The 19,814-nt window shown below is 71.8% G+C and carries 23 protein-coding genes; 12 read left to right on the plus strand and 11 right to left on the minus strand.

All coding sequences use genetic code 11. The features are described from left to right. Positions 1-6: 6 nt before the first annotated feature. The gene (locus AC3AGO_RS33470; protein WP_487824041.1) at positions 7-1,224 is read left to right on the plus strand and encodes an 8-amino-7-oxononanoate synthase; all 1,218 of its coding nucleotides are present in this window, start codon (positions 7-9) and stop codon (positions 1,222-1,224) included. Between the two features lie 48 nt (positions 1,225-1,272). Here AC3AGO_RS33470 and AC3AGO_RS33475 read toward each other — a convergent pair whose 3' ends face one another. Further along, positions 1,273-1,431, minus strand: a complete 159-nt coding sequence (locus AC3AGO_RS33475; protein ID WP_487824042.1) for a DUF397 domain-containing protein — start codon at positions 1,429-1,431, stop codon at positions 1,273-1,275. Between the two features lie 105 nt (positions 1,432-1,536). Next, positions 1,537-2,439: a helix-turn-helix domain-containing protein gene (locus tag AC3AGO_RS33480; RefSeq protein ID WP_487824043.1), complete on the minus strand. Its 903-nt coding sequence runs from the start codon at positions 2,437-2,439 to the stop codon at positions 1,537-1,539. A 262-nt stretch (positions 2,440-2,701) separates the two neighbouring features. On the opposite strand from AC3AGO_RS33480, the gene AC3AGO_RS33485 reads away from it, so the two are divergent. Next, positions 2,702-3,157, plus strand: coding sequence for an ATP-binding protein (locus tag AC3AGO_RS33485; protein WP_487824044.1), 456 nt, complete (start codon positions 2,702-2,704; stop codon positions 3,155-3,157). Positions 3,158-3,182: 25 nt separating this feature from the next. Here the strand turns inward: AC3AGO_RS33485 and AC3AGO_RS33490 are convergent, their stop codons facing one another. The 3 genes from AC3AGO_RS33490 to AC3AGO_RS33500 are packed head-to-tail and all read right to left on the minus strand — an operon-like array spanning position 3,183 to position 4,671. Further along, positions 3,183-3,674 (minus strand): DUF6328 family protein, encoded by a 492-nt coding sequence (locus AC3AGO_RS33490; RefSeq protein ID WP_487824045.1) that lies wholly within the window; start codon positions 3,672-3,674, stop codon positions 3,183-3,185. A 45-nt stretch (positions 3,675-3,719) separates the two neighbouring features. Then, complete coding sequence (locus AC3AGO_RS33495) at positions 3,720-4,028, minus strand: hypothetical protein (RefSeq protein ID WP_487824046.1); 309 nt, start codon at positions 4,026-4,028, stop codon at positions 3,720-3,722. A 7-nt stretch (positions 4,029-4,035) separates the two neighbouring features. After that, entirely contained in the window at positions 4,036-4,671 is a 636-nt protein-coding gene (locus AC3AGO_RS33500; RefSeq protein ID WP_487824906.1) for an ATP-dependent Clp protease proteolytic subunit, read from the minus strand. 71 nt (positions 4,672-4,742) lie between these two features. Between AC3AGO_RS33500 and AC3AGO_RS33505 the strand changes: the two genes are divergently transcribed. Then, the gene (locus AC3AGO_RS33505; protein ID WP_487824047.1) at positions 4,743-5,045 is read left to right on the plus strand and encodes a type II toxin-antitoxin system Phd/YefM family antitoxin; all 303 of its coding nucleotides are present in this window, start codon (positions 4,743-4,745) and stop codon (positions 5,043-5,045) included. Between the two features lie 52 nt (positions 5,046-5,097). Here AC3AGO_RS33505 and AC3AGO_RS33510 read toward each other — a convergent pair whose 3' ends face one another. Beyond that, positions 5,098-6,048, minus strand: a complete 951-nt coding sequence (locus tag AC3AGO_RS33510; protein WP_487824048.1) for a M28 family metallopeptidase — start codon at positions 6,046-6,048, stop codon at positions 5,098-5,100. A 272-nt stretch (positions 6,049-6,320) separates the two neighbouring features. On the opposite strand from AC3AGO_RS33510, the gene AC3AGO_RS33515 reads away from it, so the two are divergent. Further along, entirely contained in the window at positions 6,321-7,007 is a 687-nt protein-coding gene (locus AC3AGO_RS33515; protein WP_487824049.1) for a haloacid dehalogenase type II, read from the plus strand. 94 nt (positions 7,008-7,101) lie between these two features. Here the strand turns inward: AC3AGO_RS33515 and AC3AGO_RS33520 are convergent, their stop codons facing one another. Continuing rightward, positions 7,102-8,070 (minus strand): ABC transporter permease, encoded by a 969-nt coding sequence (locus AC3AGO_RS33520; protein ID WP_487824050.1) that lies wholly within the window; start codon positions 8,068-8,070, stop codon positions 7,102-7,104. 220 nt (positions 8,071-8,290) lie between these two features. On the opposite strand from AC3AGO_RS33520, the gene AC3AGO_RS33525 reads away from it, so the two are divergent. The 8 genes from AC3AGO_RS33525 (at position 8,291) to AC3AGO_RS33560 (ending at position 15,623) form a co-directional block, all read left to right on the plus strand. Then, complete coding sequence (locus AC3AGO_RS33525) at positions 8,291-8,911, plus strand: TetR/AcrR family transcriptional regulator (RefSeq protein WP_487824051.1); 621 nt, start codon at positions 8,291-8,293, stop codon at positions 8,909-8,911. Positions 8,912-9,089: 178 nt separating this feature from the next. Beyond that, the gene (locus AC3AGO_RS33530) at positions 9,090-9,392 is read left to right on the plus strand and encodes an urease subunit gamma (RefSeq protein ID WP_487824052.1); all 303 of its coding nucleotides are present in this window, start codon (positions 9,090-9,092) and stop codon (positions 9,390-9,392) included. 28 nt (positions 9,393-9,420) lie between these two features. Then, positions 9,421-9,732 carry an urease subunit beta gene (locus AC3AGO_RS33535; RefSeq protein WP_487824053.1) on the plus strand — a complete coding sequence of 104 codons (312 nt, stop codon included), beginning with the start codon at positions 9,421-9,423 and terminating at the stop codon, positions 9,730-9,732. Further along, positions 9,725-11,446 carry an urease subunit alpha gene (locus AC3AGO_RS33540; protein WP_487824054.1) on the plus strand — a complete coding sequence of 574 codons (1,722 nt, stop codon included), beginning with the start codon at positions 9,725-9,727 and terminating at the stop codon, positions 11,444-11,446. Before AC3AGO_RS33535 ends, AC3AGO_RS33540 begins: the two co-directional genes overlap by 8 nt. A gap of 94 nt (positions 11,447-11,540) precedes the next feature. Then, the gene (locus tag AC3AGO_RS33545; protein ID WP_487824055.1) at positions 11,541-12,209 is read left to right on the plus strand and encodes an urease accessory protein UreF; all 669 of its coding nucleotides are present in this window, start codon (positions 11,541-11,543) and stop codon (positions 12,207-12,209) included. 38 nt (positions 12,210-12,247) lie between these two features. Continuing rightward, positions 12,248-12,949 carry an urease accessory protein UreG gene (gene ureG, locus AC3AGO_RS33550; RefSeq protein ID WP_487824056.1) on the plus strand — a complete coding sequence of 234 codons (702 nt, stop codon included), beginning with the start codon at positions 12,248-12,250 and terminating at the stop codon, positions 12,947-12,949. Continuing rightward, a complete protein-coding gene (locus AC3AGO_RS33555) occupies positions 12,946-13,773 on the plus strand; it encodes an urease accessory protein UreD (protein ID WP_487824057.1) in 828 nt (275 codons plus the stop codon). Before ureG ends, AC3AGO_RS33555 begins: the two co-directional genes overlap by 4 nt. A gap of 194 nt (positions 13,774-13,967) precedes the next feature. Then, positions 13,968-15,623 (plus strand): alpha/beta hydrolase, encoded by a 1,656-nt coding sequence (locus tag AC3AGO_RS33560; RefSeq protein ID WP_487824907.1) that lies wholly within the window; start codon positions 13,968-13,970, stop codon positions 15,621-15,623. A gap of 69 nt (positions 15,624-15,692) precedes the next feature. Here AC3AGO_RS33560 and AC3AGO_RS33565 read toward each other — a convergent pair whose 3' ends face one another. The 4 genes from AC3AGO_RS33565 to AC3AGO_RS33580 all read right to left on the minus strand — a co-directional run bounded on the left by AC3AGO_RS33565 (position 15,693) and on the right by AC3AGO_RS33580 (position 19,750). After that, on the minus strand, positions 15,693-16,529 hold the full coding sequence (locus tag AC3AGO_RS33565; RefSeq protein ID WP_487824058.1) for a TIGR02452 family protein: 837 nt from the start codon (positions 16,527-16,529) through the stop codon (positions 15,693-15,695). Continuing rightward, positions 16,526-17,587: an NAD-dependent epimerase/dehydratase family protein gene (locus AC3AGO_RS33570; protein ID WP_487824059.1), complete on the minus strand. Its 1,062-nt coding sequence runs from the start codon at positions 17,585-17,587 to the stop codon at positions 16,526-16,528. Before AC3AGO_RS33570 ends, AC3AGO_RS33565 begins: the two co-directional genes overlap by 4 nt. Positions 17,588-17,720: 133 nt before the next feature. Beyond that, the gene (locus tag AC3AGO_RS33575) at positions 17,721-18,533 is read right to left on the minus strand and encodes a lysophospholipid acyltransferase family protein (protein ID WP_487824060.1); all 813 of its coding nucleotides are present in this window, start codon (positions 18,531-18,533) and stop codon (positions 17,721-17,723) included. Between the two features lie 302 nt (positions 18,534-18,835). Next, positions 18,836-19,750, minus strand: a complete 915-nt coding sequence (locus AC3AGO_RS33580) for a lysophospholipid acyltransferase family protein (protein WP_487824061.1) — start codon at positions 19,748-19,750, stop codon at positions 18,836-18,838. Between the last annotated feature and the right edge of the window lie 64 nt (positions 19,751-19,814).

Below are 19,814 nucleotides of genomic sequence, written 5' to 3' on the forward strand. Positions count from 1 at the left end.
CACCCCATGCCCGAAAACCGCCAGAACTCCCGTTCGGCCACGTTTCAGGAACCGTGCCGGGAGCCGCAGTCCGGTGCGCCGGCCGACCCGTTCGGCTGGCTCGGCGAGGCCCGTGAGGCCCGCCGCCGGGCGGGCCTCGTACGGCAGTTGACGCCGCGGCCCGCGCGCTCGCCGCTGCTCGATCTCGCGTGCAACGACTACCTCGGGCTCGCCCGGCACCCGGCGGTCACCGGCGCCGCGGCCGAGGCTGCCCGGCACTGGGGCGCGGGCGCCACAGGATCGCGGCTGGTGACCGGTTCCACGGGGCTGCACGCCGAACTGGAGCGGGAACTGGCCGACTTCTGCGGCTTCGAGTCGGCGCTGGTGCTCTCCTCCGGTTACGCCGCGAACCTCGCGGTCCTGACCGCGCTCACCCGCCCCGGCGGCCTCATCGTCTCCGACGCGGCCAACCACGCCTCCCTCATCGACGGGTGCCGGCTCTCCCGCGCCGAGACGGCCGTCGTGCCGCACGCCGACCCCGAGGCGGTCGGCAAGGCCCTCGACGGGCACACGGGCGGTCCCGCGCTCGCGGTGACCGACGCCGTCTTCTCCGTCGACGGTGACGCGGCGCCGCTGGCCGGCATCGCCGCGGCCTGCCGCTCGTACGGCGCGGGCCTGCTCGTGGACGACGCGCACGGCCTCGGCGTCCTCGGCGAGGGCGGACGCGGCACGCTGCACGCGGCGGGACTGGCCGGCGCCGCCGGCACGGTCGCCACCGTCACCCTGTCGAAATCCCTGGGCAGTCAGGGCGGTGCGGTCCTCGGACCGGCCGCGGTCATCGAGCATCTGGTCAACACCGCGCGCACGTTCATCTTCGACACCGGGCTCGCCCCCGCGGCCACCGGCGCGGCGCTGGCCGCAGTGCGGCTGCTGCGCCGCGAACCCGAACGTGCCGCCCGCGCCCGTACGGTCGCCGCCGGGCTGTACGAGCGGCTCACCGCCGCGGGGCTCGACGCCACCCGCCCGGACGCCGCGGTGGTCTCCGTCCGCGCGCCGTCACCGGAGGCGGCCGTGCAGTGGGCCGCCGACTGCCGGGAGGCGGGACTTCAAGTGGGGTGCTTCCGGCCGCCGTCCGTTCCCGACGGGATCTCGCGGCTGCGGCTCACCGCGCGCGGCGACCTCACGGACGCCGACATGGTGGGGGCGGTCCGCACCCTCGTACGGACCGCCCCTGCGCCGGGGTGACCGCCGGGAGCCGCCCGGAGCGGTCAGCCGGCGCGCTCTGGATTCCCCCTAACCGACCGACTGGAGAAAAGCGGTCCAGACTCCCGCGCCGAAGCGCAGTTGCGGTCCGGACGGGTCCTTGGAGTCGCGGACTGCGACGGTGTGCGGGCCGCGGTCCAGCGGTGCGGCCTCCACACAGTTGGTCATCGTGCTGTGACTGCTGTGCACCCAGGCACTCTCGTGCGGCTGGGCGTCGCTGTGCCCCCGGGTCCCGCTGTGCATCCGAGCGGCATGACGTGGTTCTGCCGGCATGGCGGCCTCTCCTCACGTGCCTCACCCGCGCCCGCAGCCGATTCCGGCGATGAACGCGAGTGAATCTTCGAAAGACAACGCGTGTGCGCGCAGGGTGTCGAACGCCGCGCTGTACGCCCGGAGTTCGTCCTGTCGTTCGATATAGAGGCTACTCGTCAGGTGGTCGAGAACAACCACATCCAAGTCAGAGATGCGCGGAAATGAGAAAATAACGAAAGGTCCCGTAACGCCGATGTGCACACCGCTGGCAAAAGGCAACACCTGCAGCCGTACGAACGGTTGCGTCGCAGCCGCCACAAGATGCCGCAGCTGCTCCTCCATCACCTCGGGCCCGCCCACCTCGCGCCGCAGCACCGCCTCGTCCAGCACCACGTCCAGCTCCAGCGGCGGAGCCGCGTCCAGCACCGACTGCCGCCCCATGCGCACCTCCACGAGGGACTCCACCCGCTCCCTCGGCACCCGGCCGCCCAGCGCCGCACGCGTCACCTCCCGCGCGTACGCCTGGGTCTGCAACAGCCCCGGCACGACCGAGATCTCCAACGTGCGCGCCCGTACCGCCTCCGCCTCCAGCGCGATGAAGTCGCGGTAGGCGGGCGGCAGCAGATCCCGGTACGCGTTCCACCAGCCGCGCCGGGACCCGCTTCCGGGCGCCCCCGGCGCACCGTTGTCCGGCTCCGGCGCATCCGCTCCCGAGAGCGCCGCCAAGAGCGCCCGCAACCCCAAGTCCTGCACGCCGTACGCATCGAGCAGCCGCGTCAGATCGGCGGGTTTCACGCCGCTGCGCCCGGTCTCGATGCGGCTCACCTTCGACTGGTGCCAGCCCACCAGCTGGGCCGCCTCCCCGCTGGTCACCCCGGCCGCGGCGCGCAGCCGCCGCAGTTCCGCGCCGAGTTTTCTCCGCCGCACCGCAGGAGCGTGGTGCATACCCGTCCTCCTTCCGCGCACTTCCGTGTGCGCGGCCGACGGGACCCGCAGCCGGTTCCCGGAGCACCGGTGAGCGACACGAGGGTCCCGAATCCGGTCTTCCGTCGTAGAGTTCACTTCTTCGGGCGACAGATATATGCACATCCTGGGGTATCGGCCGCATCGCGGCCAGCACGATGGCACGCTGGCGCGAAGCAGCCAACCAAGGCCTCTCCGCCGCCTTCCGCGAGCCGTCGCACGGCGGGAAAGGGACAACGCCGCCATGGCAGACCATGAGCAAGCATCTGTGACACTTCCCAGCGCACCCGCTTCGGTCTCCACGGCGCGCAGATACGTGACGGACGTACTCAGCGAATGGGGCGCGCCGGCCGGCGGGGAGGCGGTCGACGCGATCCGGCTGATCGTGTCCGAACTGGCCACCAACGCCGTCGAGCACACCCGCGGACAGTCACCCGACTTCACGGTGGAACTCCGCCTGCGGCCCGGCGAGGAACTCCGCGTCGGCGTCAGCGACAGACACCCGCGGATGCCGCGCAGACTCCCCGCCGCCGTACAGCAGGACAACGGGCGCGGCATGGTCATCATCCGCAGCCTCACGGCCGAGGCCGGCGGCACCATGACCGTCATCCCCGACGGACACGGCGGCAAAACCGTCTGGATCACCCTGCCCTGGGGCCCGCGGCCCGCCGGCCGCGCCCCGTCACCGGGTTTCATCTGACGGACCGTCCCCACCGCTCAGAGCCTCACCGGGCGGTCCGCCGCCGGATCAGCCACGGCATCCCGGCCCACAGCAGCACACACACCACCAGCGCGCCCGCGGCCACGCACAGGCCCGCGCCGCGCCCCAGCACCACATCCGTCACCAGCAGCACCGCACCGGTCAACGACAGTGCCAGCACGCCCAGTCCGATACCGGCCAGCCGCGACGACACCTCCACGATGCGCCGCTTCACCCCGCGCCGGAACAGCCCCCTGTGCAGCGCCGCCGGAGCGGTGAACACCACCGCCGAGAGCACGGCGAGCAGCAGCGTGGAGACGTACGTACCGCGCTGCACCGTGTCCAGATCGGGGAAACGCGGAGTGAAGGCCAGGGTCAGCAGGAACGCGAAGAGGATCTGGACGCCGGTCTGGATGACCCGCAACTCCTGCAGCAGCTCCGCGAAGTTGCGGTCGTCCTTCTCCAGCGGCGTCTCGTTGCGGACATTCTCCAGAGGCGTGTCGTTACGGGCGGTCATCTCCTCCGAGTAGCCGCACCGGCCCGCTTCACTCCCGTCCGCGGCTCATTCCCGTACGGGCGGGGGCAGCGCCACGAGCCGGGAACGGCGCTCCCCGCCCAGCACACGCAGCGCCTCCGCCAGCGTGCGGTCGTGCACCTCGCTCTCGCCCCTCTCGTGCATCAGCGTCAGCGCGTCCCGCAGCGCCGCGGCACTGCGCACCAGGGCCTGTGCGGCCCGCAACCCGCTGTAAGTGTCCCTGCCGCGCGCCGGGTTGATGCGGCCCAGCAGATCCAGCACTTCCAGATAGCGGTCGACGACCTCGCCCTCCGCGCGCGTCAGCGCCGGCAGCGGCGGGAGTTCGGGCGGCTGCACGGCGCGTTCAGCCCATCGAGCTCACGGCGCCCGGCAGTTTGCGGCTCGCGGTGAGCCGGTCGATCAGCCCGTAGTTGAGCGCCTCCTCGGCGCTGAAGAACGTGTCCCGTTCCAGGTCCCTGCGGACCTGCTCCTGGGTCTGTCCGGTGTGCCGCACGTACAGCTCCTCCATCAGGTCGCGGGTGCGCAGCATTTCGTTGGCCGTGATCTCCAGATCCGTCGCCTGTCCCTGAATGGGCTCGGCGAGGGCCGGCTGGTGGATGAGGATGCGCGCACCGGGCAGCGCCATGCGCCGGCCGGGTGTGCCGGCGGCGAGCAGCAGGGAGGCGGCGGAGGCGGCCTGGCCCAGACAGATGGTCTCGATCTCGCAGGTGACGAACCGCATCGTGTCGTAGATGGCGGTCATCGAAGTGAAGGAGCCGCCGGGGGAGTTGATGTAGATCGAGATGTGCTGGTCCGGATTGGCGTGCTCCAGCTGGATGAGCTGTGCCATCACGTCGCTGGCCGCGATGTCGTCGATCTGCGTGCCGAGGAAGATGATCCGTTCCGCGAAGAGCTTCGAGTACGGATCCATCGTGCGGATGCCGTTGCTGGTGCGCTCGTTGAACTCCGGAAGCACATAGCGGGCTGTCGGCTGAGGCAGAGTCACGCGGATTCTCCTTCCGGGAAACGCCAAAAATGTACAGGACGTACATGACGTTAGGATGTCGGACTATGGCGTACGAGATTCCTGTGACGCAAGCGCGAGCCGACCTGGCCGAGTTGATCAACCGCGTCGTCTACGGCGGCGAACGCGTGGTCCTGACCCGTCATGGGAAGCCCATTGTCGCCCTCGTAACAGCACCTGACCTGGAGCGACTTGAGCAGGGCGAGTCGCAGCCGGAGGACGAGGTGATCAGCACCGTGTCCAGCGTCGGCGGTCCGCCGTCCGCTGCGGGCGAACGTCAGCGCTTCGGTATCGCCGCGCAGCACAACGGCCCGGCCACCGGGGATCGGCGGCCGGGCCAGGGGAGTTGAGCCCGGGATCGGGTCCGGGCTCAGGAGCTGAGCCCGGGTTCCGGGTGGTGCGTTACGAGCTGAGCTTCCAGATCGCGTGCGCGATGGCGTCGGTGTTCAGGTCGAGCGCCTTCTCGTCGAGGTTCGAGCTGTCGTCGCACTTCGAGTGGTAGCAGCTGTCGTACGGCTCGCCCGCCGTGCCGCCCCACTTCTTCGCCTGGGCGGCCGTCTTGGTCTCGCCGGCACCCGTGAACGTGCCGCCGACCGTGATGCCCGCGTTCTTGAAGGAGGCGTGGTCGCTGCGCCCGTTGACCTCCGGCGAGGTCTCGGTCTGCACCTTCTTCGCCGCGAACCAGTCCTTGAACACGCCCTGCAGCGCGGCATTGTCGTTGTAGACGAAGTAGCCGGCGTTCGGCGACGCGATCATGTCGAAGTTCAGATAGGAGCCGATGGCGTCCCGGTCCGCCTGCGAGAGCTTGTCGACATAGTGCTTCGAGCCGACCAGCCCCTCCTCCTCGGCACCCCACCAGGCGAACCGCAGCGGCTTCGCCGGCTTCAGCTTCGCGTCGGCCACCGCGAGAGCCACTTCCAACACCCCGGCGGACCCGGAGCCGTTGTCGTTGATGCCGGCGCCGTCCTCGACGGAGTCGAGATGCGCCCCCGCCATCACGGCCTTGCCGCTGCCGCCCTTCCAGTCGGCGACCAGGTTGTAGCCGGTCTTGCCGCCGTGCTGGAACTCCTGGACCTTCGTGGTGTATCCGGCCGCGTCCAGCTTCTTCTTCAGATAGTCGACGGAGGCCTTGTAACCGGGCTGTCCGTGCGCCCGGTTGCCGCCGTTCGCGTCGGACACCGCCTGCAGTTCCTTCAGATGCTGCTGGACGTTCGCCACGGGTATGTCCGGCGCCGCCGCCGGGCTCTCCTCGGCGGCCTGCGCCCCGGCCGTACCGAGCAGCCCCGCCGCGAGCAGTGCGCTCGCGGAGGCCGCTATGAGGGTACGCCGTCTGTTCCGGTTCCTGCGTGCCACGTGGGGCTCCGTTCCTGCGTGGGGGGTGGTGCGGAGCGTGCGCCATTGCTGACGCGGACATGAGGATCGCGGCACCCCAACGAACCGTCAAGAGCGCATAACGGACACCCAGTTGCTCCCACCGGATAACCCCTGGATACCCACGGAATGAGCGGCCCGACACGCATGCCCGACCCCCGGCTCCGGAGCACACGTGGGGAATCACCGTGGCTCCCCGGCGCGTTCGGGTGAGGGCCACTCTCACGCCCCTGCCGCGTCCAGGAGACCCGTCCATGCCAGAGCCGCAGATCGATGCCCTCGTCTTCGACGTACTCGGCACGCTCGTCGACGAACCCGCCGGAATCCGCGCCGGAATCAGCGCACTCGACCCGTCGCTCGACGGTCCCGCGACCGAGCAGCTCCTGTCGGTCTGGCAGCAGCACATCGAACGCGAGCAGCGCCGCGTCCTCGACGGCGACCGGTCCTACGCCACCAGCGGCGTCCTCGACCGGGAAGCCGCCCAACTCGTCGCCGACACCGCCAAGATGAACGACCCCGACGCGGTCGCGGCGCTGGCCCTCTCCGGCCGCCGGCTGCCGCCGTGGCCCGACACCGTGGCGGGGCTCGCCCGGCTCGCCGAACGTTTCCCGCTCATCGGACTCTCCAACGCGAGCCGTACGGCACTGCTCGAACTCAACGCTTACGCCGGACTCCGCTGGCACCAGGCGCTCTCCGCCGAGGACGCCCGCACCTACAAGCCGGACCCGGCGGTCTACGAGCTGGCCCTCGCCGTCTCCGGACGGCCGCCGGAGCGCCTCCTGATGGTCGCGGCCCACGCCTGGGACCTGCGCGGAGCGCAATCCCTCGGCCTCCGCACCGCCTACGTCCCCCGCCCCGTCGGCGACCCACCCACCACCGCGGACCACTTCGACCTGCACGCGGAGGACTTGAACGACCTGGCGGCCCAACTGGGCGCCTGAAACCGGCGCGCGGGCAGGACCCCTCAGCAGGAAGAGGCCGTACGCCGGCTGTCCGCTACAGCAGTCGGCGTACGGCCGGTCGTGGGGGAGCGGGTCAGGTCGCGCCCACCGGAGCGCGGTGCCGGTGCTGGGAGTCGGGGGTCGGCGTTGCCGCGGCGCGGTCGCGGCGGAGGCCGCCAATGGTGACCAGGAGGAGGCCGGCGACCGCCCAGATGGTGAGGACCAGCACGGGGGTGTCCACGGCGCGGCCGTCGAAGTAGGCCACGGACCGCAGGAGCGTGCCGCCCGCGCCCGGCGGCATCCACTGGCCGAGCAACCCGACGGGCTGCGGCAGCAGTTCGGGCGCGGAGGCGACCCCCGAGAAGGGGTTGCCGAGCAGGACCGCCAGCATGGCGCCGATACCCAGGCCGGCCCGGCCGATCACGGAGCCGAGGCCCGCCACGGTCGCGCTGACGGCCAGTGAGGTGAGGGCGATGGAACCTGCCTGCGCCCACCAGTTGCCGGTCAGCACGCCGAGCCAGCTGCCGGCGAGGGCGGTCGCGACCACGCCGGTCAGCGCCGCCGCACCCAGCAGGGCGAACACCGCGGGGCTGCCGCGCAGCCGGAGGAGAACCACCAGGGAGCCGGCGGCCACGCCGCTCAGGACGAGGGGCAGCACGCTCGCGCTGAGCGCGGCGCCGCGCGGGTCACCCTCGGGCGCCGCGACCACGTCGTCGGTACGGGACGCGGCGCCTGCCCCGGCTCCGCCGGACTCCCCGGCCTGCCGCAGCAGTTGGGCGACGACCGGGCCCGCCGCGCTCGCGGTGAGCGTGCGGGGGCCCTGCGGGGTGACGACGACCGCGCCGTACACCTCGCGTTCGCGGATGGCGTCGCGCGCCGCCGCCTCGTCCGCGTACCGGTGCACCTCGAACGCCGCCTCGTGGCGCTCCAGTTGCCGTTCCGCCTGCGCCGCGGCGGCGGGCGGTCCCGCGACGCCGACCGGCAGATCGTGCGGCGCCGTACGGGCCGCGGGCCAGGCGAAGGCCCACAGGGCCAGCGCGGCGATCACCGGCACGAGCACCATGACGGCGACCGTACGACGCGCGACGGACGGGCCGCCCGAGGCGGGCGCTGACGCATCGGCGGGAGGCGCGGCGGAGCCCGGGGAAGCGGCGGAAGGAGCGGGCGAAGCGGACATGACGGCCCCTCGATTCTGAGAGAAGGATCGTTCGTTTTGCCGTGCCGCCACGGTCCCGCGCACCCCGTTCCTTGTCAAGAATGAATATTCGTTTTACGTTGTGGCCATGGCCCGCGTATCCCAGGAGCACCTCGATGCCCGCCGCCGGCAGATCCTCGACGGCGCCCGCCGCTGCTTCACCCGCAACGGATTCCACGCCACGTCGATGCAGGACATCCTGCGTGAGGCCGACCTCTCGGCCGGGGCCGTGTACCGGTACTTCCGCGGCAAGGAGGAGATCGTCGCGGCCATCGCGGCCGAAGTGCTGCGGACGATCCGGGAGTCGTACGCCGCGGCTGTCGCGGCCGCCCCGCCTCCGCTGCCGGACGAGCTCTTCGACTCGGTGATCCGGCAGCTGCGTTCGTCGCTGGGGGAGGGCGGCGACGAGCGCGAGGTGCCGCAGCTGCTGCTCCAGGTGTGGGGCGAGACGCTGCGCAACCCGCAGCTGGCGAGCGCCCTTTCGGAAGGGTACGACGGGCTGCGCGAGCAGTGGGTGACGCTCGTGCGCGCCTACCAGGAGCAGGGCTGGGTCGAGGAGAGCGCCGACCCCGACGCGCTCGCGCGTGTGCTGATCGGCACGGTGCAGGGCTACTTCGTGCAGCAGGCGCTGTTCGGCGGCATGAGCACGGATGTATTCCGTGACGGGCTGCGGTCCCTGGTGAACATGAGGGCGCCGAAGGCGCGGTAACGCGCTGGAAACGGCTGCCCCCACGGCGTGTAACGCCGGTGAAACGGTGCGGAACTAGTGTCCTGGACCCCTGGGCGGCGTGGTCGAATCTCGTGTGTGATACACCTACTTCGCGTGTGCGTCGCCGTAACCGACCGGGCGTCCCCGCCCCGGCGCGACGACCGTGAAGTGGGAGACCATGCAACTGACACCGCATGAGCAGGAACGCCTGCTCATTCACGTCGCAGCGGATGTGGCGGCGAAACGCCGGGAGCGCGGCGTGGCACTGAACCATCCCGAGGCGATCGCCCTGATCACTTCGCACGTCCTCGAAGGAGCCCGCGACGGCCGCAGCGTCGCCGAGCTCATGGAGTCCGGCCGTACCGTCCTCACCCGGGACGAGGTGATGGACGGCATCCCCGAGATGATCCACGACGTGCAGGTGGAGGCCACCTTCCCGGACGGCACCAAGCTCGTCACCGTGCACGAGCCCATCGCCTGACACGCCCGCCGTCCCCAGGAGCCCCCTCATGATCCCCGGAGAGATCCTCTTCGCCGACGATCCCGTACGCCTCAACGAAGGCGCCGAGACCATCCGGCTCACCGTGCTCAATGCCGCCGACCGCCCCGTTCAGGTCGGCTCCCACTACCACTTCGCCGAGGCCAACCCGGGCCTCGACTTCGACCGCGCCGCGGCCTACGGAAAGCGGCTGGCCGTCGCCGCCGGAACCGCGGTGCGCTTCGAGCCCGGCATCCCCGTCGATGTCACCCTCATCCCCTTCCGCGGCAAGCGCATCGTCGCCGGATTCCGCGGCGAAACCGCAGGAGCCCTCGATGACTGAGCTGTCCCGTGCCGCGTACGCCGACCTGTTCGGCCCCACCGCCGGCGACCGCGTGCGGCTCGCCGACACCGACCTCGTCGTGGAGATCGAGGAGGACCGCTCCGGCGGACCCGGACGCGCCGGTGACGAGGCCGTGTTCGGCGGCGGCAAGGTCATCCGCGAGTCCATGGGCCAGGCCCGCACCACCCGCGCCGAAGGCGCGCCGGACACCGTTGTCACCGGCGCCCTCGTCCTCGACCACTGGGGCATCGTGAAGGCGGACGTCGGCATCCGCGACGGGCGCGTCGCCGCGCTCGGCAAGGCCGGCAACCCCGACACCATGGACGGCGTCCACCCGGACCTCGTCATCGGCCCGGAGACCGAGATCATCGCCGGCAACGGCAAGATCCTCACCGCCGGCGGCGTCGACACGCACGTGCACTTCATCTGCCCCCAACTGGTCGACGAGGCCCTGGCGTCCGGCGTCACCACCCTCGTCGGCGGCGGTACGGGCCCGGCCGAGGGCTCCAAGGCCACCACCGTCACCCCCGGCCCCTGGCACATGGCGCGCACCCTCGCCGGGATGGACCAACTGCCCGTCAACATCGGCTTGCTGGGCAAGGGCAACACCATGTCCCGCGAGGCCATGCACAGCCAGCTGCGCGGCGGAGCGGTAGGCTTCAAGATCCACGAAGACTGGGGCGCGACCCCCGCCGTCATCGACGCCGCGCTCAGCGTGTGCGACGAGACCGGCGCCCAACTGGCCATCCACACCGACACGTTGAACGAGGCCGGGTTCGTCGGCGACACCCTCGCCGCCATCGCGGGACGCGGCATCCACGCGTACCACACCGAGGGTGCCGGCGGCGGGCACGCGCCCGACATCATCACCGTCGTCGGCCAGCCGAACGTGCTGCCCTCCTCGACCAACCCGACACGGCCGCACACCGTCAACACCATCGAGGAACACCTCGACATGCTGATGGTCTGCCACCACCTCAACCCCGCCGTGCCCGAGGACCTGGCCTTCGCCGAGTCCCGCATCCGGCCCTCGACGATCGCCGCCGAGGACGTGCTGCACGACCTGGGCGCCATCTCCATCCTCTCCTCCGACGCGCAGGCCATGGGCCGCATCGGCGAGGTCGTGATGCGCACCTGGCAGACCGCGCACGTGAACAAGCAGCGGTCCGGATTCCTGAAGGGCGACAGCCGCGCCGACAACCTCCGGGCCCGCCGCTACGTCGCCAAGTACACGATCAACCCGGCCGTCGCGCAGGGCATGGACCACGAGATCGGCTCCGTCGAGCCCGGCAAGCTCGCCGACCTCGTGCTGTGGGACCCGGCGTTCTTCGGCGTCAAGCCGCAGACCGTCATCAAGGGCGGACAGATCGCCTACGCGCAGATCGGCGACGCCAACGCCTCCATCCCCACGCCCCAACCCGTCCTGCCCCGCCCGATGTTCGGCGCGACCGGCAGCGCGCCGGGCCGCAACTCGCTGAACTTCGTGACCGGGGCGGCGCTGGAGGACGGACTGCCCGAACGCCTCGGCCTCGGCAAGGAGTTCGCCGCCATCCGCGACACCCGCGCCGTCACCAAGCGGGACATGCGGCAGAACGACGCCATGCCGGACGTCAAGGTCGAGCCCGACACCTTCACTGTCACCATCGACGGCGAAACCGTCCGGCCCGCCCCGGCGCCCGAACTGCCCATGGCACAGCGCTACTTCCTGTTCTGACAGACCCGTTCCGACAGACCCCCGGGGCCGGCCCCCTTACCCCCTCCAGCCGGCCCCGGGACCCTCCATCCACCAGCCCGAGCGCGAGGACCCCATGACCCGAGCCGCACTGCTCGTGCTCGCCGACGGCCGCTTCCCCGCCGGAGGACACGCACACTCCGGCGGCGCCGAAGCCGCCGTCGCCGCCGGCCGCATCACCGACGCGGCCACCCTCGCCGACTTCTGCCGCGGCCGGCTGCACACCGCGGGCCTCACCGCCGCGGCCCTCGCCGCAGCCGCCTGCACCGGCACGCATGACGCCCTCGTACTGGACGACGCCGCCGACGCCCGCACCCCCTCGCCCGCGCTGCGCCGCACCGCCCGCAAGCTCGGCCGCCAGATGATGCGCGCCGCCCGCGCCACCTGGCCCTCCCCGGAGCTCGACGCGCTCGCCGCCGCCCGCCCGCGCGGCGCCCACCAGCCCGTCGTCCTCGGCCTCGCCGCGTGTGCCGCAGGGCTCGAACCGCTCGACGCCGCACACGCCGCCGCGTACGAGAACGTCTCAGGGCCCGCCACCGCCGCCGTACGGCTGCTCTCCCTCGATCCCTTCGACGCCACCGCCGTTCTCGCCCGCCTCACCCCCGAACTCGACGACGTGGCACGCCAGGCGGCCGCCGCCGCGCACACCGGCAGCACCGACGACTTGCCCGCCGCCTCCGCCCCGCTTCTCGACCTCACCGCCGAGGCCCACGCGACCTGGCCCGTACGCCTCTTCGCGTCCTGACGCCTCACCGCCCCACCTCGCAGCATCCGGAGGACCCCATGCACCTGGACCACGCCGACGGCTTCCCGCACCGGCACACCCACAGCACGGAGCCCGTACGCGCCGACGGCACCCGCCGCGCGCTGCGCGTCGGCCTCGGCGGCCCCGTCGGAACCGGCAAGACCGCCACCGTCGCCGCGCTGTGCCGCGCCCTGCGCGACACCTACTCCCTCGCCGTCGTCACCAACGACATCTACACCCGCGAGGACGCCGCCTACCTGCTGCGCGAGGCCGTGCTGCCGCCCGAGCGGATCGCGGCCGTGGAGACCGGCGCCTGCCCGCACACCGCCATCCGCGACGACATCTCCGCCAACCTCGAAGCCGTCGAGGACCTGGAGGAGGCGACAGGGCCGCTCGACCTGATCCTGGTCGAGTCCGGCGGGGACAACCTGACGGCGACCTTCTCCAAGGGTCTCGTCGACGAGCAGATCTTCGTCATCGACGTCGCCGGCGGCGACGACATCCCCCGCAAGGGCGGCCCCGGCGTCACCACCGCCGACCTGCTCGTCGTCAACAAGACCGACCTCGCCCCGTACGTCGGCTCCGACCTCGACGCGATGGCCCGCGACGCTGCCGCGCAGCGTGCCGAACTGCCCGTCGCCTTCCAGTCGTTGCGCAGCGAAGAGGGCGTCGGCCCCGTCGCGGACTGGGTGCGCGGCAAGCTCGCCGACTGGGCCGCCAAGACCCCCGCCGCCGCATGACCGCGCCGACTCTCCCCGTACGAGAGGCCCCCGACGCGGCGGTCCCGCCCTCCGGGGTACGTGCCACCGCGCGCGTCACCGCAGTGTCCGACGGCCGCGGCGGGACCCGGCTGCCCCTGCTCAGCGGCGAGGGCCCGTTCGCGCTGCGCCGCACCCGCGCCTCCGGGCCCGGGGCCCGTGTCACCCTCGTCGGCGCCATGAGCGCGCCGCTCAACGGTGACCGGCTCGCCATCGAGGCCCGCGTCGAGGAGGGGGCGCGGCTGCGTGTCGACGGCACCGCCGCCACCATCGCGCTGCCCGGCGCCCGTGACAGCGCCTCGGCGGCCACGTACGACACCCGGATCGCCGTCGGCGAGCACGCCGAGGCCCACTGGCTGCCCGAGCCCGTCATCTCCGCCGCCGGCAGTGACCTGCGCCAGACCGTACGGGCCGAACTCGCCCCCACCGCGCGGCTCGTGCTCCGCGACGAGCAGGTCCTCGGCCGTACCGGCGAGGCCCCGGGACGGCTCCGCACCCGGCTCACCGTGCACCGCGGCGGACGCCCCCTCCTCGACCAGGAACTCGCGTACGGGCCCGGCACCCCCGGCTGGAACGGCCCCGCCGTCCTCGCCGGACACCGCGCGGTGGGCCAGCTCCTCATCGTCGACCCGGCCTTCGCCGAACAGCCCCCGGAAGCACGCCTGCTGGGGCCCACCGCCGCGGTCACGCCGCTGGCCGGACCCGCGGCCCTCGTCACCGCCGTCGCCCCCGACGCGCTGCAGCTGCGCCAACTGCTCGACAATGCCGGTCCCTTCGCGGGGACCGACCTATTCACGAGTTGGTAAAGAACATCAGTACGGTCTGTCCCTGACGCGGAGTAAGACGACAGGATCCCCCTGACAGTCCAAGTGATCACCCATCACGAGACGGGTGGCCACCGGTCCGTGCCGCCACGAGCGGCGCCACCTCTCAGGGGGATACCGTGAACAAGCGGAAGACAGCGGCCGGGACGGCCGCGGCCCTCGCGGCCGGAGCCCTCATGGCGGGCGTCATATCCGTCCCGCCCGCCTTCGCCGACAGCGCCCCGGCCGGCCAGAACAGAACCTCGGGCACCAACACCGGCGGCGCCGAGGCCGCGGGCGTCGCCGCCGCCGCAGCACGCGCCGCCAAGCAGGGCGTCGACTGGAAGGAATGTCCCGCCGACTGGGGCGTGAAGGCCCCCGTCCAGTGCGGATTCGTCACCGTCCCCGTCGACTACGCCAAACCGCACGGCAAGACCGTCAAGCTGGCCGTGGACCGCGCCAAGAGCACCGGCGGCAAGGACGAGCGGCAGGGCTCCCTCGTCTACAACCCCGGCGGCCCCGGCGGTTCGGGACTGCGCTTCCCGTCCCGGGTGACCAGCAAGAACCCGCTGTGGACGAAGACCGCCAAGGCGTACGACTTCGTCGGCTTCGACCCGCGCGGCGTCGGCAAGTCCGCGCCCATCTCCTGCCAGGACCCGCAGGAGTTCGTGAAGGCACCCAAGGCCGACCCGGTGCCCGACGACGAGGCCGACAAGCTCGGCCAGCGCAAGCTCGCCAAGGAGTACGCGGACGGCTGCAAGGAGCGCACCGGCTCCCTCCTGCCGCACATGACGACCCCGAACACCGCGCGCGACCTCGACGTCATCCGCGCGGCCCTGGGCGACAAGAAGCTCAACTACCTTGGCGTCTCTTACGGTACGTACCTCGGCGCCGTCTACGGCACGCTCTTCCCCGGGCACGTGCGCCGAATGGTCGTCGACAGCGTGGTCAACCCCTCGCGCGAGAAGATCTGGTACCAGGCGAACCTCGACCAGGACGTGGCCTTCGAGACCCGCTGGAGCGACTGGAAGAAGTGGGTCGCCAAGCACGACGACGCGTACGGTCTCGGCGACACCCCCGCCGAGGTCCAGCAGCAGTGGGAGAAGCTCCGCGCCACCGCCAAGAAGGAGCCCATCGGCGGCGTCGTCGGCCCCGCCGAACTCACCGGCTTCTTCCAGAACGCCCCCTACTACGACGAGATGTGGGCGCAGGTCGCCGCCGTCTGGTCCGCCTACCACAAGGGTGACGAGAAGGCCCTCGTCGACGCCGCGGGCCCCGACATGTCCGACACCGCGGGCAACAAGGCCTCCGAGAACGGCAACGCCGTCTACACGGCCGTCGAGTGCAACGACGCCAAGTGGCCCACCAGTTGGCAGAAGTGGAACCGGGACAACACCCGGCTGCACGAGGACCACCCGTTCCTGACCTGGTCCAACGCCTGGATGAACCTGCCGTGCGCCACCTGGCCCGAGAAGCAGCAGCGGCCCGTCGAGGTCGGCACCGGCAAGGGCCTGCCGCCCGTGCTCATCGCCCAGGCCGAGCGTGACGCCGCCACCCCCTACGAGGGCGGCGTCGAACTGCACAAGCGCTTCAAGGGCTCCCGCCTCATCACCGAACGCGACGCGGGCTCGCACGGCATCACCAACGTCAAGAACGACTGCATCAACCAGCGCGTCGACGCCTACCTCCTCAAGGGCAGCGTCGACGCCAAGGACGTGACCTGCGCGCCGCACGCCACGCCCAAGCCGCAGGCGCTCCCCGCCTCGTCGGCGACCAACGCCGTCTCGGACCTCGCCGAGACCCTCACCGGCCCCGCAGGGCAGGAGACCCAGGCCGGCAAGTCCACGCCATAACACCCGAGTTCACCGCGCGGTGGGGGCGGCCGGCATGCGGCCGCCCCCACCGCGCACGCCGGAGCGCTTTCACGCCGCCGGGGCGAACACCTCCGAGAACGCGGCCCGTACCGGCGACGGATCGCGCCGGTCCAGCACCGCGAACACCACCCGCCCGAACGACGAAGCCCACGGCCCGTCGCGCACCGCACGGGCGAACGCCCGCGCCACCTCGCCCGGATCGTTCCGGAACACCCCGCACCCCCAGGCACCCAGCACCAGATGACGGCAGCCCGCGGCCGCCGCCACCTCGGTCACCCGCTCCGCGCGCTCCCGCAGCACACCGCCGATCCTTCCGGTCTCCTCCGGCGAACGGCGGGCGATCACACCGGCGTTGGGCGCGGGCGACGTCAGAAAGTCCACCGTGTACGGCTCGTCCAGCAGCTGCCCCCGGTCGTCGCGGAACACCGGCACGGCGGGGGAGTGGATGACACGGTGGCTGTAGAACGGGCTCGGGTCCGCGCGGTGCGCCGCGTAGAACTCCGGCACCTCCCGCAGACACGTGTACAGGGCGGAACCGCGGCACAGCGCCTCCTCCTGCGCCTGCGCCCCGTTGAGATAGCCGCCGCCCGGATTGCGGGCCGAGGCGAAGTTGAGCACCCCCACCGTCTCCCCGGGCACCTCGGCGGTGAGCCGCCGCGCCGCGTCGAGGCTGCCCTCGCCGGTCACCTCGAACTCAGGTGTGCGGCCGGTCTCCTGACGGGGCGTCGGGTCCTGTATGGGATCCGGGCCGTACATCCGCGTGCCCGCCCGGGCCCGCGCCACCTGCTCCGCGAGACGTACGGTCCGCCCGTCCGGCGCGGTGTAGCCGCCGTCGGCCACGGCCGCCTCGGTCTCCTTCGCCATGCCTCGCAGCTGCGCGCTCACCGCGTCTCCCGTTCGTCCAGCCAGCGGTCCTCGGCCGCGTAGTCGAAGAAGTCGCCCATCGGGTCGTAGGCGGCGGCCATCTCGGGGAACGCCGTGCGCCAGTCCCGGCCGCGCAGCCGGTCCGCGAGCCACTGTGCCGTCTCAGGCAGCGCCTCCTCGTACGTCGTCAGCGGCCGGTAGCCCAACTCCCGCTCCGCGGCCGTCATATCGAGCACCAGCGGATGCGGCAGCGACCACGGCGTCACGCCCAGCATCGGCTGCTCCGCTGGCGGCGGCCCCTCCAACGGCACCGTCTCGCACGTCCAGTCCAGCGCCTGGTCCATCGCCGACGCGATGCGCGCCACCGTCGGCGCCTCCGGGTCCGCCGCGTTCAGCACCCGCGAACCCGGCCGGCGGCCGGCCAGCCGGACCAGCTCCGCCACGTTCGTCACATGCACCGGATGGAACCGGCTGCCGCCCCCGTACGCCAGCACCCGCACCCGGCGGCCGTCCAACCACCGCTTCACGAAGTGCAGTTCGCGCGGAGTACGGCAGTGCGGTCCGTACACGGCCGCCGCCCGCAGCACCGTCACCGGCAGCCGCTCGCCCGCGCCGAGCAGCTCCTCCTCCAGCGCGGCCTTGCGCGCGCCGTAGTCACCCTCGCCCGGAGCGACGGTGCGCTGCGACTCGTCCATCGGCACCGGGTAGTGCGGAAACCCGTCGGGCTCGCCCTGCGTGGCGAAGCTGCGGCCCTTGTCGTCCTCGTACACCGCACCGCTGGAGATCACCACGGCCGAGCCGACACGGCCCGCGAGGGCCGTCACCTGCTGCCCGTGACCCGGCGTCAACGCCGTACAGTCCAGCAGCAGATCGCAGCCGTCACCGACGGCCCCGGCCAGCGCCCCCTCCTCGTCACGGTCCACCGCGAGGGAACGGACCTCCCCGGGCCACTCCTCGTCCCGCCCGCCGCCGCGCGACGCCGCCTGTACGTGCCAGCCGTCCTCGCAGAGCGCCCGTACGGCGGCCCGCCCGATCTGTCCGGTGGCGCCGAGTACTAACGCACGTGATCCATCAGCCATACCCGCACGTTACGGGCGCCGCCCACCCCGCGCACCGGGGTTTCGCCCGCGGCGGAGCGGCTTGCCCGACGGGCCGCGCGACAGGAACGTGTCAGCGCAGTGAGGGCTCAACGCCCGGCGCCATCACGGCTGTTCAGCGTCCGCCGGCACCGGCGTCCGGGTCGGAGTCCTTGCTCTGCTCCGGCGCGCCGCCCACAGCCTTGTCACCGCCGGACGGGTCCCCGGCCGCCTCCCCGTCGCCGACCGCGCGCTGGGCGCGTTCGGCCTGCTCGGCCTGGAGCGCCTTGGCGTCGGGCGCGTACATGTCCACGTACTCCTGGTCCGACAGCGTCAGGATCTCGTGCATGATCTCGTCGGTGACGGCACGCAGCACGGCCCGCTCCTCGTCCATGCCGGTGTGCCGGGAGAAGTCCAGCGGCTTCCCGAAACGGATCACCACCCGGCCGAAGCGGGGCAACTTCCGCCCGGGCGGCTGGAGTTCGAAGGTGCCGACCATCGCGCACGGGATGACGGGCACCCCCGCCTTCAGTGCCATCGCGGCCACGCCGACCCGGCCCTTGTAGAGCCGCCCGTCGTGCGAGCGGGTGCCCTCCGGATAGATGCCGAGCAGCTCGTCCTTGCGCAGCACGCCGAGCCCCTCGTCGATCGCGGCCCGGCCCGCGCCCTTGCCGGACCTGTCGACGGGGATCTGCCCGATGCTGTGGAAGAACGCCGCGGTCAGCCGGCCCTTGAGCCCGGGCCCCGTGAAGTACTCCGCCTTCGCGAGGAAGGTGATGCGCCGGTGCAGCATCGCGGGCATCAGGAAGTGGTCGGAGAAGGAGAGATGATTCCCCGCGACGATCGCCGCACCCTCGTCGGGGATGTGCTCTATGCCCTCGATACGCGGCCGGAACACCAGCCTCAACAAGGGCCCCAGCAGTACATACTTGAGAACGTAATAGAACATGGGTAACCATCCACTGTGCGCGGCCCGCCTCTGACCTGCAGCTTCACAGGCCACCCCCGTAACCGAGGCGCGCTCAGTGTATGTGCATTCGGCTCCTCGTGAAGAGTGGGACGCCAACAGAGATACGGTCTCCGCTACCGGCAGCGCCTGCCCACCAGGCGATCCAGACGGGCCGGCGCGACCTCGCCCCCCCGTCGTCGCCCGCGCTGCCACCGACGCGACGCGATCAGCCGGCGTGACGACGCCCGTCCGGTCGTTGGGCGCCATCGGGGCTGTGGCTCGGCGCGGCCGGAGCGCGGCGTTCACCAGTTCCGGCGGGGCCGGGGCTTCCTGCCGGAGCGGCAGGGGATTCGGGCGCCGCCGGGACGCTTGCGGTACCTGCACTGCGGCGCTGCTGCCACGGTCTCCTCCCACCATTCCGTGAGGACTTCCTGGAGGTGACGGTGCGCGGTGGGCAACGGCCCCGACGTGCACTGGGGTTGACCGATATGCACATGCATCAGGGGGCGGCGCATGCTGTCCCGCACCCACGTTCCCCACTGTGCGAATCCCATCCCCGGAATGATGCGGGGCACCCCGACGACGCCGACGGGTACGAGGGGCACATCGGCTGCGAGGGCCAGCCACGCGGCTCCCGGCCTGACTGAGGCTGGCGGAGGCTCGGCATCCCGAACGTCGGGCACACGACTGACGCGCCCCTCGGGGTACAGGAGCACGCTGCGGCCCTCACGCAGGGCCTGAAGTGCCGGACGGAGTGCGCTTCCGCCCAGCAAAGCCCGCCGGGGCACCGGAATGTGCGCCTCACGCCGCAGGATCGTGGACAACAGGGGAACGCGCCACCAGGTTTCCGTCCCCACGACCACCGGCTCCAGTCCTCTTCGGTGCATCGCCGCGAGCAGCACGACGATGTCCGAGAGCGAAGGATGGTTGGTCACGTAGATGGCGGGGCTGGTGCTCGCCTCGTGAGCGCCGGACCGGGAACACAACCGGCCCAATGCGGGCCGGAATACGCGTGCGGCCAGAGTCAACAACGGATCGCACCCCCACAAAAGCCGAGTCGCTGGCAATTCCTTTCCACGGTGCTGGCCAGGGTACACAGGAAACGGCCCCCGGCTGGGAAACATGTGAGGGAACATCAAATGTCGCTCGTCGCCCCAGATCCGCCCCGCGCCGCCGAACTCGCCCACGCATACACTGATTCGAATATTCTTCTGCATTTCCTGCGGCGCGTGGGCTGGGGTGAATTGGTCAGTACCGGTTACTTCTCATGGCCGACACTGC

The organism is Streptomyces sp. BL1 (assembly GCF_057628045.1).

Excerpts from the sequence above, each read along its gene's own strand:
- AC3AGO_RS33470 (WP_487824041.1), top strand. The coding sequence starts at position 7 with ATGCCCGAAAACCGCCAGAACTCCCGTTCGGCCACGTTTCAGGAACCG.
- AC3AGO_RS33480 (WP_487824043.1), bottom strand. The coding sequence starts at position 2,439 with ATGCACCACGCTCCTGCGGTGCGGCGGAGAAAACTCGGCGCGGAACTG.
- AC3AGO_RS33485 (WP_487824044.1), top strand. The coding sequence starts at position 2,702 with ATGGCAGACCATGAGCAAGCATCTGTGACACTTCCCAGCGCACCCGCT.
- AC3AGO_RS33490 (WP_487824045.1), bottom strand. The coding sequence starts at position 3,674 with ATGACCGCCCGTAACGACACGCCTCTGGAGAATGTCCGCAACGAGACG.
- AC3AGO_RS33505 (WP_487824047.1), top strand. The coding sequence starts at position 4,743 with ATGGCGTACGAGATTCCTGTGACGCAAGCGCGAGCCGACCTGGCCGAG.
- AC3AGO_RS33515 (WP_487824049.1), top strand. The coding sequence starts at position 6,321 with ATGCCAGAGCCGCAGATCGATGCCCTCGTCTTCGACGTACTCGGCACG.
- AC3AGO_RS33520 (WP_487824050.1), bottom strand. The coding sequence starts at position 8,070 with ATGGTGCTCGTGCCGGTGATCGCCGCGCTGGCCCTGTGGGCCTTCGCC.
- AC3AGO_RS33525 (WP_487824051.1), top strand. The coding sequence starts at position 8,291 with ATGGCCCGCGTATCCCAGGAGCACCTCGATGCCCGCCGCCGGCAGATC.
- AC3AGO_RS33530 (WP_487824052.1), top strand. The coding sequence starts at position 9,090 with ATGCAACTGACACCGCATGAGCAGGAACGCCTGCTCATTCACGTCGCA.
- AC3AGO_RS33535 (WP_487824053.1), top strand. The coding sequence starts at position 9,421 with ATGATCCCCGGAGAGATCCTCTTCGCCGACGATCCCGTACGCCTCAAC.
- AC3AGO_RS33540 (WP_487824054.1), top strand. The coding sequence starts at position 9,725 with ATGACTGAGCTGTCCCGTGCCGCGTACGCCGACCTGTTCGGCCCCACC.
- AC3AGO_RS33545 (WP_487824055.1), top strand. The coding sequence starts at position 11,541 with ATGACCCGAGCCGCACTGCTCGTGCTCGCCGACGGCCGCTTCCCCGCC.
- ureG (WP_487824056.1), top strand. The coding sequence starts at position 12,248 with ATGCACCTGGACCACGCCGACGGCTTCCCGCACCGGCACACCCACAGC.
- AC3AGO_RS33555 (WP_487824057.1), top strand. The coding sequence starts at position 12,946 with ATGACCGCGCCGACTCTCCCCGTACGAGAGGCCCCCGACGCGGCGGTC.
- AC3AGO_RS33560 (WP_487824907.1), top strand. The coding sequence starts at position 13,968 with ATGGCGGGCGTCATATCCGTCCCGCCCGCCTTCGCCGACAGCGCCCCG.
- AC3AGO_RS33570 (WP_487824059.1), bottom strand. The coding sequence starts at position 17,587 with ATGGCTGATGGATCACGTGCGTTAGTACTCGGCGCCACCGGACAGATC.
- AC3AGO_RS33575 (WP_487824060.1), bottom strand. The coding sequence starts at position 18,533 with ATGTTCTATTACGTTCTCAAGTATGTACTGCTGGGGCCCTTGTTGAGG.
- AC3AGO_RS33580 (WP_487824061.1), bottom strand. The coding sequence starts at position 19,750 with ATGCAGAAGAATATTCGAATCAGTGTATGCGTGGGCGAGTTCGGCGGC.